Origin of the sequence: Mucilaginibacter flavidus (assembly GCF_024055575.1) — a bacterium.
GTDB classification, from domain to species: domain Bacteria; phylum Bacteroidota; class Bacteroidia; order Sphingobacteriales; family Sphingobacteriaceae; genus Mucilaginibacter; species Mucilaginibacter flavidus.
The window spans coordinates 14051-32585 of the sequence record NZ_JAMXOE010000040.1 but is presented as its reverse complement, the minus strand read 5'-3'; the positions used below and the strand labels follow the sequence as shown (position 1 = coordinate 32585).

At 44.9% G+C, this 18535-nt stretch carries 8 protein-coding genes and 1 tRNA gene; 1 reads left to right on the top strand and 8 read right to left on the bottom strand.

Features of this window, described 5'->3' with window-relative positions:
* Nucleotides 1-192: 192 nt before the first annotated feature.
* From NAF19_RS29290 to NAF19_RS29280, 3 genes are all read right to left on the bottom strand, one after another.
* The gene (locus tag NAF19_RS29290) at nt 193-891 is read right to left on the bottom strand and encodes a class I SAM-dependent DNA methyltransferase (RefSeq protein WP_252793935.1); all 699 of its coding nucleotides are present in this window, start codon (nt 889-891) and stop codon (nt 193-195) included.
* 155 nt (nt 892-1046) lie between these two features.
* Entirely contained in the window at nt 1047-2282 is a 1236-nt protein-coding gene (locus NAF19_RS29285) for a site-specific integrase (RefSeq protein ID WP_252793934.1), read from the bottom strand.
* Between the two features lie 281 nt (nt 2283-2563).
* Nucleotides 2564-2637: transfer RNA gene (locus NAF19_RS29280), tRNA-Ile, on the bottom strand.
* Between the two features lie 139 nt (nt 2638-2776).
* On the opposite strand from NAF19_RS29280, the gene NAF19_RS29275 reads away from it, so the two are divergent.
* A complete protein-coding gene (locus NAF19_RS29275; protein ID WP_252793933.1) occupies nt 2777-3400 on the top strand; it encodes an HAD family hydrolase in 624 nt (207 codons plus the stop codon).
* Nucleotides 3401-3808: 408 nt separating this feature from the next.
* Here the strand turns inward: NAF19_RS29275 and NAF19_RS29270 are convergent, their stop codons facing one another.
* From NAF19_RS29270 to NAF19_RS29250, 5 genes are read right to left on the bottom strand one after another with little or no spacing between them, the layout of a single operon-like run.
* Nucleotides 3809-4150: a hypothetical protein gene (locus NAF19_RS29270; protein WP_252793932.1), complete on the bottom strand. Its 342-nt coding sequence runs from the start codon at nt 4148-4150 to the stop codon at nt 3809-3811.
* A 50-nt stretch (nt 4151-4200) separates the two neighbouring features.
* The gene (locus tag NAF19_RS29265) at nt 4201-5460 is read right to left on the bottom strand and encodes a glycosyltransferase (protein ID WP_252793931.1); all 1260 of its coding nucleotides are present in this window, start codon (nt 5458-5460) and stop codon (nt 4201-4203) included.
* Nucleotides 5461-5491: 31 nt separating this feature from the next.
* Complete coding sequence (locus NAF19_RS29260) at nt 5492-7624, bottom strand: kelch repeat-containing protein (RefSeq protein ID WP_252793930.1); 2133 nt, start codon at nt 7622-7624, stop codon at nt 5492-5494.
* Nucleotides 7625-7660: 36 nt separating this feature from the next.
* Entirely contained in the window at nt 7661-17473 is a 9813-nt protein-coding gene (locus NAF19_RS29255) for a LysM peptidoglycan-binding domain-containing protein (RefSeq protein WP_252793929.1), read from the bottom strand.
* Nucleotides 17474-17494: 21 nt separating this feature from the next.
* Entirely contained in the window at nt 17495-18532 is a 1038-nt protein-coding gene (locus NAF19_RS29250) for an exonuclease/endonuclease/phosphatase family protein (RefSeq protein WP_252793928.1), read from the bottom strand.
* Between the last annotated feature and the right edge of the window lie 3 nt (nt 18533-18535).

The following is an 18535-nucleotide window of genomic DNA, read 5'->3' as shown; positions in this document are numbered from 1 at the left end:
GTCAGTTTGGCCCGGAATACCCTGGTCAATTTGCCCGGAATGGGGTGGTCAATTTGCAGCGGAATCGGGTGTCAACCTATCCCGGAATCAGGTGGTCAATATCAGCGGAATATCCACTCTATTACCAAAAGGGGGATTTGTTAAAATACACGAAAATTTGCGCTCATCTAATTCTTCATATATGGTATCGCCCTATTTAATATTTGCGGGATTGATTCCATGTAAATATAGATTCATTTGGGCCATACGTCTTGGCCTAACAACTAATTCCTGTCCAAAATAAGTCTTTTCAAATAATTTGTTCTTTTTTGAATCGGAAAGGGACTTTATATCATGGCTTGATTTAAACCATTCGAAGCTTGAAATTATGAATCCGGAGGTCCCACATGCAACGTCTGAAATATTGAAATCTGACTTTTCGAAGGGATCGGGTTTCATAACAGAAACTATAGACTCAATTAATGGCCTGGGGGTGAAATATTGTCCAGCCCCTTTTTTACTTTCACTTGCTGCTTTTTCTAATAGACCCTCAAATGTAGACCCCATGACGTCTTCATTAATTTCCGACCAATTAATATCATCAATGTGTTTAAGAAGTTTTTTTAAGGCATTTGAGCTTCTTATTTTTGCGATAGGCTGACGAAAAATATCACCAAGGATATTTGGTTGAGTACTTAAGTTAAGCAATATAGAATTATACCCATTAAGTAAATCGTCTTGGTTCAATTCTGTTAAATCGTTCCAGGTGCATCCAGTCGGGATTTCTATACCACGTTCTTCAGCAATTTTAAGAAACAATAAATATGTAAGTTCTTCTATATAATCGCTATAATCAACACCTTCATGACGAAGGGTATGACAAAAATTCCACAAAGTATTAACTAAATCCATTCAATGGCGTCTTAAAATGACTATAAATTTAAACAAACTTAACATTTTTAAGATGCCATTTTGAGGAAAGTTCTTATATAGAACCAGCTCGTTAAATAATGCCTTAGTTTACACGCTTTTGTTTAGCGAACTATTTTAAAAAGATTACTTAAATATCATTTTTGTATATTATTTTGTAAACGAATCTTTAAATTTAACATATCCTCCTTTAATTTCTTCTCTAAAACCTTTGCATATATTTGAGTGGTTGCAATTTTTGTATGCCCTAACATTTTGCTTACCGTTTCAATAGGAACGCCATTTGATAGCGCAATGGTAGTAGCAAAAGTATGCCTGGCAATATGGAAGGTAACGTTTTTTGTAATGCCTGACAAATCAGCTATCTCTTTCAAATAGCTATTAACCTTTTGATTTGAAACGGTTGGAAATACTTTGCCGTCTGCTAAAGCACGTTCATTGGCTTTATACTTATCAATAATATTTAAGGCACTGGGTAATAATGGAACATTCACTGGAATCATTGTTTTCTCCCGGCAGGTCCTGACCCAACGGTCACCATCTGTACCGGCAATAATATTTTCAGGTGTCAGATTGATCATATCGACATAGGATAAACCAGTATAACAACTAAAAACGAACATATCCCTAACCATATCCAGGCGTTCAATGTGTAGCTTTTTGCTTTCAATAGATTTAAGCTCGACTTCAGAAAGTTGTTCTCGATTTACCTTTTGCATTTTAAGTTTATAAGTAGCAAAGGGATCATTATCTATCCAGCGCAGGTTTTGAGCGAGATTTACCATTTTCTTTAACCTGATAAGGTGTTTCATAACTCCATTGTTGTTCATAGGCTTTTGGTGGTCTTTCGGTTCATGGTTCCGTAGATATACCTCAAAATCCTTAACAAACTTATAATTCAATTCTCTGAGATATATATCGGTGACTTTATAACTTTCTTCGAGGAACTTTACTAAATACCGCTGGGTCACGTAATAGTGCTTAAGGGTACTCCATTTCAGGTCTTCGGTTGATGATTCGTTATGGTAAGTAAAAAGCTTGCTTAACGTGAAACCTTCATCAGCTTCACCGAGATAAGAATTTTTGACGGCAGTTGCTGACGGTAACCGCCCTTTAAGCATTAATTCCTTATAGCAGTTGCCAAGTGCCAATTTAACCTCGTCCAGGTAGTTATTCAGTACTTTTACTTGTTCACGGTTTCCTTTGGGTATCCCTTTTTCAGTATCCCAGTTGTTAAGGTCAATACTTTGCTTTAACCCGATAAGGCATTTTTCCTTATTAACGGTTACGCTGACATAAAGCGGCGCTTTTCCATTTTTAGCTAAATACGCCCTTAAGACAAAGTGAATTCGAAACGATTGTGCAGTTTTCATAAAATATAATTTTAATTTGATCCTTTGTTGGTTATGGCCGCGCTGTATTGCGATGGCTATAATTTGCAATGATTCAGCTTTCAAAGATTTTATTCCTTGTAAAATGCTGTTAATTTGCACATAAGATCAAAACTGAGCACTAAGTTAAATACTTAAAACAGGTGCTCAGTTAGGTGCACAGAAGTTTGGCTTTCTTAAGGGTTGTTGAGGGTATAATAAATGAAAAAACCCCTTAAATAAGCTATTTAAGGGGTTTTAAGACCCATTCAAAGGGTAAGTTGTGCGCCCACCTGGGCTCGAACCAGGGACCAAAAGATTATGAGTCTTCTACTCTAACCAACTGAGCTATAGGCGCTGGTTATTTTTGTGAGTTGCAAAGGTAAAAAAAAGTTGATTACTTAAAAATGAAATTATACAAATTATAAATATTCTATTTTCCGTGGCCTAATTTTCCTCTTATTAGTATGTTTGCTATCAACGTTTAAGCTCACTTTATGGCCACTATAAAAAATATCATTTTCGACTACGGCAATGTAATTTTCATTCTCGATTTCATGAAATCGCAGAAAGCATGGGAAGAAATCGGCATCGATAATTCGAATGAGTTTTACGGACACAGGGTGCAGGACCCAATTTTCACGGCGTTTGAAGATGGCTCGGCGACGGCTGAAGAGTTCAGGGCCTATATCCGTCAAAAGATCGGCAACCCAGGTTTAACTGATGCGCAAATTGATAGCGCGTGGAACGGATTACTGGTTGGTGTAACACCCGGCAACCACGAATTATTGCTGAGCCTGAAACCGAAGTACCGCACTTTTTTATTGAGTAACATCAACCCAATTCATTATGATTACATAATGAATTACCTGGAAAAAGAATTTGGTTTTACCGGGAACGACCATTTGTTCGAAAAAGTGTATTACTCGCACCTTGTGGGCAAGCGCAAGCCCAATGCCGAAATTTTTGAACAGGTGCTAAACGAAAACAACCTCGACCCGGCAGAAACGCTGTTTATTGACGATAGTCCGCAGCATATTGCGACCGCAACAAGGCTCGGCATTCAAACTTATTTAATGACGGCGCCGGATAATATACAGGCATTGAGTTTTTTAGGGTAACCGATTACACGCCTTTTACCCATGATTCGGGTACAAGCAGGCATATAATCTACGGGATTCAGAAGAATTCCCTATTTTTAAGCCAACTAAACATACTTAACACACTCCCAATGATTCAGGTTTTTATTTATGCCATCATAGCAATAGGGTTTGTAATTTTGCTCAAAATAGCCAGCAAAAACAAGTCTAAGTGGGGCATACATTTAAAGCGTGTACACTGCCCTGTATGCCAAACTAAGCAACCTATTGTTCGTATGCCCAAAAACGGATCGCAGGCGCTTTGGGGTGGAACAACGTGCCCGAAATGCCATACCAACCTTGACAAGTATGGCAATGTAATTCCCTGAATAGTACCCTTCGCTAACGGGGAAATAATGCAGGCAAGCTAAAATATGTACGCCGCTGGTGTTATATGGTCCAGGTATTGGATGTAGTTACTACAAACGACTGGTTGTTAAGCGTAATAGTTATGGTATCCTGGGTATTAAACATATCGTCAATAATACTTCCGCGGGTAACCACAATCTGGTTTGAGATAATATAGCCACCCAGCGCAAGGGTCGAAATTTCCAGCTGATCCATAAATACATTCTGAGGATCGCCGTAATTAACTACCTGTTGCGACCCCATCGACGAATCCAATACAAATTGCACCGAATTTAAGTTTTGGCCGGGTTGGCTGCCTGCCCTTACGGTAAGGTTGCCGTTAATTTCGTACCCGGTATTATTTACAAATAGTTTAGCTGGCATGGTAATATTTTTATGGTTGATGGAAAAATCTTAAAAACTGTACGATATCATTAAATATCCAATACTCCCGGCAGGCGTTCTTCTGTTTTTATTGCTGTTAAATTTGCCGTTACGTAGTAAATATTATTTTGTTTACAAAAGTCGTTAGGGTAGCTGGTTTCGATAAACGAGGGCTGAAACCTTGCTTTTATTTGTGGCACAAAATTCCTGATGTTTGATTTTGTGTAATACCAGAACGAATTTTCGTTCCAGAAACTCACATGTGTAGGGTCCTGGAAAGCACCCCGACCATCGGTTGATGGCGTCATCGACAACAACATGCCACCATGTGCCAGCACCCGGTAAAACTCATTCATGAGGTGGATCGAGTCTTTTACGTGCTCCATGAAATCAACCGCCCTTATCACGCCAACCGAGTTATCTTCAAACGGTAGTCTTAAATTACAATCGGCAACAATATCCACGTGCGGCAAATCGTACATATCAACGCCTAAAAAACCGGGCTTTTTGCGGTGTGCAGCCCCCATGTCAAGAGCCAGCAGGTTATTGCGTTTGGCCCAGCTGAGCATAATATCGCTGATGTTTTGCTTATACAATTCAGTGTTTTTTTGCTGTATAAGCTGATTTTGTATAACCTGCGTTTGCGACTGGTGGATGCGTTGAAAATAGAGCGGTTTTTCTATATGCGCAAATCGTGAATCGGCAATGTACATGCGCTGAATCAAGTCCTGGTCGTCGCAAACAGATAATTCAGTGTTATACCCGCCAGCCGATTGGTAAAGCTCTTTGGTAAAAGCGCGCAAATGGTTTGGCATATACCATATGTACGACATGGTTTGCGGTGTGGGCGAAAACGAGAGGCATTCGTTGTATGTTTTGCCATTATGCTCAAATGGCCGGTATGCCCATCCGTGCCTTTTATTGTATTCTGTAAACTCGGGCTCACCTGTTTCCGTCATCCGGCTGGTGTTCGAAAATACAAATTGTGCGCCCTGCCCAAAGGCTTGCATTACCTCGGTAAATGCATTAGGGTGCAGCATATCGTCGTGGTCAAGCTCCAGCATATATTTGCCGGCAGCGTGTTGCAGGCATTGCGCTTTTGCATCACCAACACCTTTAACAGCAGGCGAGTAAAACAACTTCACCCTCAGGTCGTTAACGAGCGTTGCAGGGAGGTCGTTTTTTGAGGCGCCACCGTTTAACAACAGCAGCCACTCCCAATCTGTTACCGATTGTTGTTGCATCGATGCGTAAGCATCCCCGAGGAAGCGCGTTTGATGCGTAGGTGTAAAAACTGACAGGTTAGTCATTGGTTATTAGTCATTGGTAAAAATAAACGACTTATAGTTTTCTTAAAAGGTAAAACAAATTAGCCTCGCTTGTTTGTGTATTAGCCAGGGCAGGGCCGTTAAGAGTTGTGCCCCCTCCTATTACATACATAGCATTGCCAACCGCCGCCGATGACAGGCCAGCTGTTGCAACCGCAAGTTCGATGGTGCTGTTGGTCCAGGTATTGGTTTTATAGTCAAGCACATATACCGAGCTCCACGAGGAGCCGTTGTAGTTAACGCCGCCCATCAGGTATATTTTATCATTCAAAAGCGCTGCGCCCGAAAAATAGAACCCTACCGACGATGGCGCCGGTATCGATGTCCAACTGAGGTTCGACATCTCGAGATAGCCATATACAGATGAGGTTGCGCCCGAACTAAAGCCCCTGGTGTTACCCCCAAGTACATAGAGCCTTGAGCCTACCATCACCGCGCCTCCACCGGTAAACTGGGGCGCCGCTGTATTAAAAGTAGCCCATTTATTAGCTTGTGGTGTAAAAACCTGCAAAATTGCATTACTGCTACCATTGCCCCCCAATAAAACTATCGTGCTGTTGTAACGGGCTGCCGCGGCGCCAACGGCAGGTGATGGCACTGGCGCCGGCAGGCTAAAAAACCACGAGTCACTTTTGGGCGTATATGCTTCGCTTGTTGTAACCACGGTTGAACCCGTGAATCCACCCATCACGAATATTATATCATCGAAAGTAACAGCCGACGCCGCAAAACGCCTTACCGACATCGGTGCCATCACCTTCCAACCACCTACAGACGTGTCGAACATTTGGTTAATGACGGAATTTGAATCTACAGCGCTGGTATTGGGTGCACCACCAAACGCGTATATTTTATTATCAAACACAGCAGTTGCCTGCCACATGCGGGCCAAAGGCATATCGCTTTTAAGGCTGAATGCCCTGGTAAGTGTAGTCGGCAATACGATTAGCCCTGTATTAATAAATCCGTCGGGCGGCACGTCCGAGTTTGAAAGCATCACGAGGCCCGCAGGTATATTGCCCGAGCTGCCGCTATTACCCTGGTAGCCCTGGTTACCCTGGTCGCCCTGATATCCTTGATCGCCTTTATTACCCTGGTTTCCTTGATTACCCTGATCACCTTTATCGCCTTGAAAGCCCTGGTTTCCCTGGTCGCCCTTATTACCCTGGAAACCTTGATTACCTTGGTCGCCTTTATCGCCCTGGAAACCTTGATTACCCTGGTCGCCTTTATCTCCCTGAAAACCTTGATTGCCCTGGTCGCCTTTGTCCCCCTGAAAGCCTTGGTTACCCTGGTCGCCTTTATCACCCTGGAATCCTTGATTGCCCTGGTCGCCTTTATCACCCTGGAATCCTTGATTGCCCTGGTCGCCTTTATCACCCTGGAAACCCTGATTACCCTGGTCGCCTTTATCACCTTGGAAACCCTGATTACCCTGGTCGCCTTTATCTCCTTGAAAGCCTTGATTACCCTGGTCGCCTTTATCGCCCTGAAAACCCTGATTACCCTGGTCACCTTTATCACCTTGGAAACCCTGATTACCCTGGTCGCCTTTATCTCCTTGAAAGCCTTGATTACCCTGGAAACCTTGATTACCCTGGTCGCCTTTATCGCCCTGAAAACCCTGATTACCCTGGTCGCCTTTATCGCCTTGAAATCCTTGATTACCTTGATCTCCTTTATCGCCCTGGAAGCCTTGGTTGCCCTGGAAGCCTTTATCGCCCTGAAAACCCTGATTACCTTGAAAGCCCTGGTCACCTTTATCGCCCTGGAAGCCTTGGTTGCCCTGGTCACCTTTATCGCCCTGAAAACCCTGATTACCTTGAAAGCCCTGGTTTCCCTGGAATCCCTGATCGCCCTGTATCCCATTGAGGATCATATAGCTCCAATTGCCGCCAGGTACGCCTACTTTTCCCTGGTTTCCCTGGTCGCCCTGATCTCCCTGGAAGCCCTGGTTACCTTGATTTCCCTGGTACCCTTGCGTACCCTGGTCGCCCTGGTATCCCTGATTACCCTGGAATCCCTGGTTGCCCTGGTACCCCTGCGGACCCTGATCTCCCTGCGGCCCTTGATCGCCCTGGTCGCCCTGGTTCCCGTCGGTTAGTTTATCAGCTGCTTTAGCAGGCTCTTTTTTTTCCTCTTTCATTGCTTCTTTATTTTCAATTTTATCAATACGAAGATTTTAGATCCATTTAATATTTTTTTCTTCCAGGTACAAATTGCGTATCCTCAGCACCGGCAACTGGGTGTTTGAAAGCCCCGAGAATAGTTGAATATCAAACCTGAATTTTGCATTAGTTGTAACCGGTGTATTCCCGGCAAACCAGTTTTGCAGCAACGCAGTCAGCTGGCATACAAACGGACTTTCGGGCGTGATGTCGCCGGGCTTTGCGGGGCATAAGGTATTATCCCAATCAGCCGGTATCTCAAAATTGTAGGGAGTTGAAATGCTTATCGGTATCTCGGCGCTTAATCCCGGGATATTTTCCTGTATATCATAAACATAGCTGCTGCCTATTTTAATCTGCCTTGTTGTTGTTTCATCAATCAACTCCGCAAACAGGGCTTGCAGGAAATTGCTTAAGTATAACTGCAACGGTTGTTTGGCTGGTTCGGATGTATAGTCCGCTATGTTAATCTCAATATTAGGGTCCAGCAGCGGCGTAAGTACGCTTACAAAACGTATGGTTGGTGTTGTGTAAATAAATTCCTCGTTGGTCTTTATTCCCGGAACCAGTATTTTATTACGTGTTATTGCAATCCCCGACCATATATTTTCTTCGTTAATGATATTGAATTTATCGTACCCGATTATACGCTGCGTTATTTTACGGCCATCATCGGGCGACAGATATTTCTTTTTACCATCAACCATGGTATAATAGGCAAAGCTTTTAAGCTCTTCCGTGTTATCAACCGGATGGGTAATAAAGCCTTCAATTTTTACATAAGGCAGCTTGTATTTTGTACCGGGCCGCGGCGTAACTGAAATCAAGAGTGCATTTTGTTCATCAATTACTATCCCGCTTTCCACTATCTCGTACTTGTAATTTACCTCGCCGGTACTTGCATCGGCGTATAGCTGCCTGTTTTCTTCCCATTTGCCCCATGCGGTCGCCACGCGTTTTACCAGCCAGGCGAACGACTGCATTGCTGTGTACGCATAATCAGGGTTCGACTGGTCGAGCAGGAACTCGTTGAAATCCCGCTGTATGCCGGGGTAAGCGTTCGAGAATTGCAGTAAAGCCGCAAACAGGTCAGGGTCTTCATCGTCGGCAAAGCGGGCATTCATTAACGATTGCGACGGAACATTAAGAATTATATCAGTATTGATAGTATCCTGCTGTGCCCTCAGGTAATCATACGTATAGGTATAATTCCATTCTTTGGCTTCCAACAATTTATCTTCAACAGGCGCAGCATTTTCAATCAGTCCGGCGGCATCAGCAACCGATTTAAAGGTTTGCCCGGTAAGCGACGGCGCTGTTGGATAGGCCCGCAGCGGGATAGGTATCTTCAAGTTGCCCAGCCCGGTATCAGCATCATCAAACGGAAGAATAAACGTTAGCCACGATGATGCCTTATAGCCTTTTATGCTATCGACATTTTGTATATCATGTTCAATCGAATTGATCTCGTATTGCAGGTCGATCCCAAAGAAACTGCTTTCGCCATGCAGGTCATTGTCTTTTTTAGAATTGAACAGGATAGTCAGGTACGATTGCTTACCGCCACTTAGGTCAGATTTTTCGAGCGAGAAGCGCGTGGTTGAAAACGCATAGGCCTTTTGGTCGGCCTGTGTAGTATCATTCGGATCCAACACTTTACCAAACAGGTTCGGCGCTATAACGTCGGGATCATTATATGGCGACGTCACCTCCACGTTAAACTGCAGCACGGTATCGATGCTGTATGCATTTGAGAGACTAATGAGCAGTTCCTGCCTTAGCCGTTCCGCAGCATTTGTCATATTGCCATTATCGGGCTCGTTGTCTTCGGCAAGCACAGTGGCTATGTGTTTAACAATATTGTCGGCAAGGTCCTTCTTGGCATTTATTACGTATTGATACGGATGCAGTATTGCCCCTGCCCCGCTACCGCTTAATGGTTTGTCGATAGTATTTTCAATTTGCCAGGCGGGTATCGAAAAATCGGCTTGCAGGAATATGTCTATAGCGGCCAAACATGTTTGGGCCATCTTTTCAATATCTATACCGTTAAAGGCCGACTCAACCGGTGTTTCGTCTGATATCGGGGTACCTGTATGGTAAGGATATATCTTAACCATATCGCGCGATAGCAGGTGGGTTGCCAGCGGCAGCAACGCAAAGTAATACGGGTTGCCAACATCCGGGATGGAGAACTGGATTCCGGTAGCACTGTCATTAAACCTGGCCACCCAAATATCAATCGGGCTATTGTCTTCCGTTCCCAATTTAGGCATACCCGAAGCTGCTTTCAGTTCGGGGAATGCTGCTTGCAGTTTTTGGGCAAACTCCTGTATCGTAATGGCGCTACCAGGCCCGCCGGAACTTGCGGAATTATCCTTTGTGAGGTTAGGGCCAAGCACCGAGGTTGAAAAAAGCACCGAAGGTTCATCCTTAAAACCATCGTCAACAAGGTCTAACTCGCGAGCAAGTTTCAGCTTGGTAACCAGCGCAAACAAGGCCAGCGGATTGGTGTCGCTTACCGGGCTTTCAATTATCTGGTTGGCCGGTATGGTAACCAAAGGCACAATGATTACCTCGCCCTCTTTGAGTTTTCCATCGGCGGGTATTGAAGGATTGGCCATGCGGATATTCTGCGGGGTTGTATCGTATTTGGTCGCTATCTTTTCCAGCGTATCACCTTCTTCAACAGTGTAGAACACGTAAGGGTCCGCGCCTGGTTTTAAAATTTCGCCGAGGTATTGGTAAATGGCTATTACCATGTTTATCAACACCGCCTTAGGGTCTGTTTCGATTGCCGCAAGACCTGTGTCGCCCTCAAGCGAGTTTGATATGATAACCTTCATATCCTCCTGTATGAGCTGGTAATAAATTTGCACATAAGTCCCGCGGTCGGCTTCGGCGCGTTTTTTCCATGCCACTTCAGCAGCGCTTTCAACCGGCAAATAATTGGTAGGGTTAAACGCCAGCGTGATGTACAGGTTAGTTGAACCACCTTCCGGCTTATCCACAACGTACGATGCCGAAACACTTGGGAAAAGGCTAAGGCCAATAACCGGATCGGTGTAACCTACGGTTATATCCGGCAGTATTGCAGGCCCCGGATCAGGGATATTTTGGAACGATGTGAGGTTACCGAAGATATCCTGCCAGCGCATATCGATCTGCACGGTTTTGCCAACTGCACGATACGGGTCTTCCTTTTCGGGCGGCAAATCGTCCGATGAGGCGTCCGTCACCACGGTTTTTACGAAAGGATACACCGGCAAAATACGGTTGTATGGCATATCCTCGTCGGTAACGCCGGTTGGGCGCATTGGTTCGTCTAAATCATTTGGAGGCGGCGGGTTATTATCGCCAGGGGCAGCCGGAAGGCCGGAGACTGCTTCATCAAAATCATCATTTTTGGCGATGTTGTAGCCCAATAGGTTATAAAGCTCCTGCAGGTTTTGCTCAGCATCGGTTGACGCTGTAACTGCTCCCGGACCTTTCCGCTTCATGGTGAAACCGATATTTCCAGGCGGAACGGTGGCCACTTTCACTTCTATACGGGTATCGAAAGTCAACGGCGCTTCGAATAGCTGCGGTTGGTGTTTATTGGCATGGGCAAGCGAAATAATGCTTACGCCGTATTTCTCTGCCAGTATTTCCAGGCTCTCTGCTGCTGCGGTGAGGTGCCCGTTTTGCGCAGTATTTGCCTGGCTTACCGGAATTGCAAGCCTCATATTTTGCCTGAAATGGGATTTTTTGTTCTGTACGGCAATTTCTCCAACGGTAGTACTGTAACGCCTGGCAAAGGCCTGTAATGTGTCGCCTTCCGCCATTGTTACGCCTGTAACCGTTTGTGCCAGGGTTTCAATGTATAATATTTCGTCCTGAATATTAATTGGCTCCCTTATAATCACGCTGTTAAGGAAATTATGCAGCACGTTATTGGTTATATCGTAAGTAATTACTACCGAAATAGTCACATCGGTATCACCGTTAAATAAATAATCGGGCAGGCCGTTCTTGCTATCTTTAACCAGGTAGTATAAATAATACCCGCCGGTGCCGACAATCGCCGATTCCCACATGTAGGTCACGAATTCCAATTGACTCATACCTAACAGGTTGTCCTGCATACCCGGTATCGCTCCCAAAGCCCTGGCGCTTGCCAGTTGAGGCGGATTTGAGAGGGTCGAAAGATTTGTTTGCAGCAAATACATGCTGGTATTGGCAATACTGTCAGACCGTAAACCACTTGGCGGTTCTTTCTGCCCGTCCTGTGCAGGGTCTTTTGAATACAGGATATCAATTTGGTTGATGATGGTATTGCCCGGATTGGCCGCGTGGTATTCGATCAGGTTTTGCAGCAAGCTCATCGATGCCGGGTCGATGCCGTGCAACTCGTATACATTCGGCATCAGTTTGGCAGGGTCCTCGCTCGATCTTACCTGCCTTAACCTTACATCAATTTTGGTAGACCATGTGTAATCATTTATAGGCACCGGTTTGGCGGTCCTCGTCTGGGTTTCCTGCACTTGTTTTAGCAGGCTAACTTTAGGTGCAATGGCATCGTAGCCGCTTAACAAGGCTTGCAGGCTGTTTTTAAACATCCAAATCGATGGGTCGATGTTATCCTGCAACAGGTTATCGCCATTCATCAATGACATAGCTACCGGTAAGGCCCAGGTAATGTTGCTTGGCAAGCTAAACTTACGCGGCTGCACCCTGAAAAGGTCGCTGGCTTTCAGTTCAACAATAACAGGTTTTAACTTCGCTTTTTGCAGGTCCTGCAATGCGCCGATATCAACCCCTAAAAGGGTAAACGGCAGTTCGGTGCCGCCCGGTGTACCTAAACTGAGCCATGGGAGCGAGTCAGGCAATTTCAGGTTAAGCTTATCACCTTCCACAAGTTTTGAGGCATCAATTTGCTGTCCCGACACTTTGTACATGGCTTCCGGTTTTCCGATAGCCGAATTTTCTTCAGGCAGTGGCACCCTTAGGCCCTGCAACATTATATTGGCCGATAAGCCCGACAGGTGCTCAAAATCATGGTTTTCTTCCATGGCTTTAATCAGGTCGGAAACCGTTATTTTCTCGACAAACGGCACCAGTATTTTGCTTTGATGTGGTAACAGCCCGGCTACCCCTATATTTTCGGCAATCAAGTCGAGCACATCAATGCCATGTTTGTTCGCTACTGAAAGCAAGGTTTCGTGTTCGTTTGCCGATGTGGTGTACTTTACATTCGGTATAAATATCCGCTCGCCGGCAATAAATTGATTGTTTTCATCAGCGCCAAACAGCCTTTCGCTTGTTTGCATCAGCTGGCCGGTGGGCAGGCAAGGGTCCACAACTTGTTCTCTCAGGAAAATATTGGCCTGCAATATTTCATTGTGCCCAACATTAAACCGTTTGCTAATTGAATGCAGCGTATCATTATGCCTTACGGTATAGGGTACTCTTTTCAGATTAAGCCCAACGTTAACGCTAAGTTTGCGCGTGCGGTTTGCATGCGCCAACTCAATTGCCGAGATACCAAAATGAGGATTATTGGCAACTATGCTTTCGAAGCTGTCGCCTTCATCAACAGGTACAACCATAGTGGTTAACCGGTCGATGCCTTTTTGTGAGCTTTCTTTGGCTAAAAGGGCGATATAATCAATCAGCATAAAAGTGGCCAGCGATTGCTTTTCTTCGTCAGCCGATAACCGGCCAGGTTGTTTAGTATCGGCCCCTGTGTTGCGCACCGACAGCGCTTTGAAATAAGCATGTATCAAACGCAGTTGTTCCTGGTCGTAGGTATATTTCGCCTGCTTATTGTCGAAATAAATCTCGCATGCCGGGGTTTCAAATACCAGGTTTGGTAAAATCGGCAGTACGCTTACTGTCTTTTCGGCAACAACCTGGGTAGTGCGTGCCGGTGTTATAATGGTGGCATTCAGATAATTCTCCATAAAGGTGAATATCTGCTCCACCGAGAACGGTTCAACCAGGTCGTCTTGCGAGAAGTAGCAAATAATTTCTTCAAGGTTTGCTATCGTTATTTCCTGCGCCAAAATGGTGTCGACAGGTATGCCTTCGGTGGTTTTATTGAAGTAAGCGCCCAATACCCATAAAAACGCACCTTTGGCAAACTTTGTGAACGGATAATCAACTTCTTCTATCGCGCCGTTTATTAAACGCTGTTGCCTGGTAGTCGGTTGATCGATTGCACTTTCCAGGTAAAGCATGGCCACGGCACGCGCCTTTTGTTCGGTTGAGCCTTCGTCGGTTGCAACAGTAAACTGCGGGATGTAAATTATTTCAAGGTCGACTTTTGTTACCGGGATTATTGGCAGCCAGTTCATTACCGGTAGAAACAAACATTCCGTTTCTTCGTCCAGCGCGAGCAGGGGCAGCTCCCTGAAATGGGCAGCATATAAGCCTTTGGCATTCCACGGCTTGAGTTCGCGTTTGCCAATGGTGAATGAGAACTCGATAGTGGTTGAGAACGATAAGCCGATAGTTATTTTAAAGAAGCCCAGGTTTATGCGCACTTTTACCGATACGCTTACACCGGCAGACAGCGTAATTAATATAGGCTCATAGCTTTCAAAAACAATGCGTGCGCTCACAAAAACTTTCAGGTCAACTTCGGCCGAGATGATCAGGAAATCGATAGCGCCGTACACATGGCCAACAATGGATATTTTGCCCAGCACATAGTAATAGGTTATATCGTCCTTATTACCATCGTAATAATTAAATGAGGCAAAGGTGCCTTCCAGCAGGCCCTGCACCACTATGCTTATCCCAGCCTTTAGTATGCCTTTGTTTATTTCTTTACCCACACCCACGCGCAAGCCCACACCAAATACAATTACCGGGCTAAAGTTCCCGATGGTTGATGCAGGTACTGTCTCCGCTGTTTCGGCGCTCAATACACCGAAATAGAAACCACCGGAACCGATGAACGGCAGCAACTGCAGGCCGAATGATTCAGAGAAGTCATCATTAAGCGGGAAGCCGAAGTCGATCTTGAAGTCGCCGTTGGTGTAGATGTATATTTTGATGCTTGGCAATGTTACCGATACGGTGCCAAAATCTATCTGCCTGATAGCATCCGGTAGTTTCAGGTAAACCTGGTAAACGCCTACCGTATCAGTTACCTTTTTATAAAGTATCTCGAACTTAAGGCCCTGGAAAACTTTTGCTTTCGGCCCGTCAACATAAATCGATAATCCATACAGGTCCGGGTCGAAGAATACGATGCCGATGGCGAAGGTATCTACAATTACAAACTGCGAGCCGATGAGCCAATTGCTCGAACTGTTAAATTTAAGCTTGGTGCCGTCAATCGGGTTAGTTGGATCAGGGTCTTTTTTATCACTTTCAAACGAATCCTTCAGCATAGTTATCGCCTCGGATACCGAATTTGGTGATTTGGGGTCGATTAACGACACGTGCTGGCCCATACCCAAAAACTCTAAACGGAAAAGGTTTTCGCCCTGGCCCGGTACTGCAGGGGCTGTCTCGGGCTTGGCTACATCCCACGGCCCGGGTAGCGGCAACGCGCCGCCAAGGAATGAACCCTCTGTAATTTGAATTTCCACAATTCCTTCCTTGTTCGGATCGTTCGGGAAATAAGTATAGTAAAGCGTAATTTTTTTAATATCGATAAAGCCTAAGTTGATACCTATCGGACAGGTAAAGCCAATTTTATTTTTGGTGATGTTGAATGAGAAACCAAAATCTCTCATCCTGATATTATTCATCACATTCCATGGCGACGGCAGGGTAATACTTTGGCCGGTAGCTGCGTTTATCAGCAATTCAATGAGGCTGCCAAGTGTTGAGTCGTCGGTAAACTTAAAACAAATAATGCTGTCCTTCTCGGCGTTTTGAGTAAGCTTGGCCTCGAAGCCGTTAAAGAAGAAAGTATAGTCGTTATATGCATCTCTAAAATCAACCCGTGCGCCTACGTTTATGTTGCCAAAGTTCAACGCGCCCTCTATAAAGCCCGCATAAGGCGAACTGGTTAATGATTTTTTATAGGCGATTTCGGTAAGCCCGGTAATAATAAACGGACTCGACAAGCCAAGGTCTAACTTCCACTCTGCTCCCAGTTTAAAGTTGTAAGTATTTTCGGCGCCATCTTCATTGCCCGGTGTTGCCGGCGGGGCCTGGGTAAACGATGCAAACAGTGTGGTAATGGTAATATCGAACGGATTGAATTTGTGATATTCAACCGGCAAATAGGTATCTATCAGCTGTTTTAACTTTATAGTGCTGCCATCCTTTAATCCGCCGCTAAATACCCAGGTGTCTTCTTCGCCGGCGTATTCAGCAGTAACAAACAGGAACGGTGCTTCGTCGCCCGTGCCTACCTGGAACTCGCCCGTAATGCTGCCGCTTGGCAACCCGGCTACGTAACTTATGTTGAATGAAACCGTCCTTACTACAATTGTGGTCAGTATCACAGGTATCTGCATGTCCGTAGTAAGCGCGGTCTCCAGCGAATAGGTGCTATTTTTAGGATCGACGGCTATTTCTAAAACACCGAGCTCAAGGGTGTTCGGCAAGCTATTCGCAACGGTATCCCCTAAAAAGTAAGCCACTATGCCTTTTAAGTCCACAGGGGTTTCCGGGTCAAGCGCACCCATAAATACATAGCTTGGGAATGCGGCAGATATGATAAAGTTTACAGCCGACGGCCCCGTACCGAGGGTAATGACACCTTCAATTGCAAGCGAAGGGCTAAATATTTTATTCACGTAAGTCATCCCGAACACCAAATCCACCGATTTTAAGGTGATATAGCCGGGAATAATGGCCCAACTGTAATCGGCCCTGGTGCCCACTTGAATAGAAACCTGGGATAACGTTTTTTGCGAGGTATTAAATGTGAGCTGCCAGTCCTTCAGTACAAAATCGTTAATTACGGGTATGTTTGATGGCATTACCGCCAATAAGTTCTCATCGTTTGCCAACGAAATCAGCTCGGCTATACCAACATCCATGCTGTCGGGGAGTATGGCCCGCATAATAAGTAATTCCGATTGTGTACCAATTACTGCTGCTACGCCTATCGTGTCGTTGTTTATTGGTATGGTAGTTTCGATAAGTATTTCGAGCGCCGGCACGGGTTTGCCTTTATCGTCGCCCCTATCGATAATATAAGCCGACGCGTTCATAGAAAACTCCAGTGTAAATACCGGGAATGAGCCTAACTTAATTTCAACCGTTCCAATTTTACCAATAAGCCGCATTTCGGGCACAACGGTATTTGTATCAACTATATAGCCATCTTCGCCTTTATTTAGGGTTATCCCGCCCTTAACCTCAATCACTTCGGCGTTAAATAAGCCCGCCAAAGCACTAAGGAAGCTATCGAGCTTAAGAAAACCTGAAAATACAAGGCCGGTTGCCGTAAGCGAAAAGTGCGCGCTATCGAAAAAAATGTATTGTATCCACTTTTTGGGGTCTCCCGGGTCATAAAAACCACTCCAGTTGCCAAACATCAACACCGGGAAGCTTTTCCCGAAAGTCCAGCCGCCTTCATCCTTTATAATGGCATCCGCTTCCACAGTCATCGACGGAACGCCGTCAGTAACAGTAAATACCAGGGAATTAATATTAGTATCAAAAAATATCAGCGAATTGCCGTTTCCCTTAACCGTTACGCTCCCGCTGTTTAATAAGGGCACAGCGGCATCAATTACCAGGTCGGCATCAAGTAAATATTTATCAAACAAATCTGTTATCTCGGGAGATGAGATAGTATTGGGTGCGAGTTTTAACGTCCCATTATTTGCGGCAATGTTTGCACTTATTATATCGAATATCTCCTGGAGTGTCATGTTAATAATCGGTTTAATTTTTTATATGGTTACCGTTACCGCAACAGGGTAATGATTACTGATGCCTTCTCTCACAAAGTCCCACGCCGTATCCATATCAACCGGTGGTAAGGCAACTATCGGGTTGGCTATACGCGCCAGGTAATTGTTTAAGGCGGCTATATTAAACGCCCCTGCTTCAGCTGATAAATTCCCAACATGGGGTTGTGCAGCAGGCGGCGGTGGCTGCGGTCCATTCACAACGGCCGATTCAATCATCAGGTTAGTTACGTCGCCTGTGGGCGTCATACCTGTAATAACCGTTTGAAAAATATTATCATAGGCATTTGCCAGGAACGTTGCCGGGTCGTTTCCTCCGAGGGGATTGTTTTTTAAACTGGTATTGTCATTTGTAGCCTCTTCCGTTGGCAGGGCAAGCATATTAGCATAGTATGCAAAATCGATATTATAATCAACGTTAAAATCGCCCGATATAAGGCTCGCGTCAATCGGAGTGCCATCGTCAAATTCGGTAATGTAATTCAGGTCGGGCAACCGGATAATGCCGTAAGGGGTCGCTACGCCAAACATGGCGTGGTACGAGATAACGGAGAATCTTTGGTTGGTATCAGTTGTTTCAAAAGTTACATAGAATGGCCTTCTGCCCCCCTTTGCAGTATGCCTGCTCGGAAAGTTTATCCTGTTGCCGGCAACATTATCCATGCCAAGCCCATTGTCTGGAATTATATTAGCACCGGTGTTTAATGCATTGTCTATTGGTAAAAAATTCCTGTCGGTACGGTACATTATTATGTAGGCTTCATTATTATAGCCGCTGTTTACCCGTACAGACCGCCATGGATCAAATAAAAGCCCCTGTAAAGCGCAAATTGCAGTCGAAATTATCGGGGGTACAACTAACGACGTGCTGTTTTTAACTTCAACCATCGCAAAAATATCCGCATTTACATTAAGCACCAGCCGGGCTATATAATTCACAAAATTTGCGTTGTTGGCATTAAAGTACTTGGCAGGCCCGTAAGTTTCTATATTCCAATGTAGAAGAGTAATGTTTGCCATAGC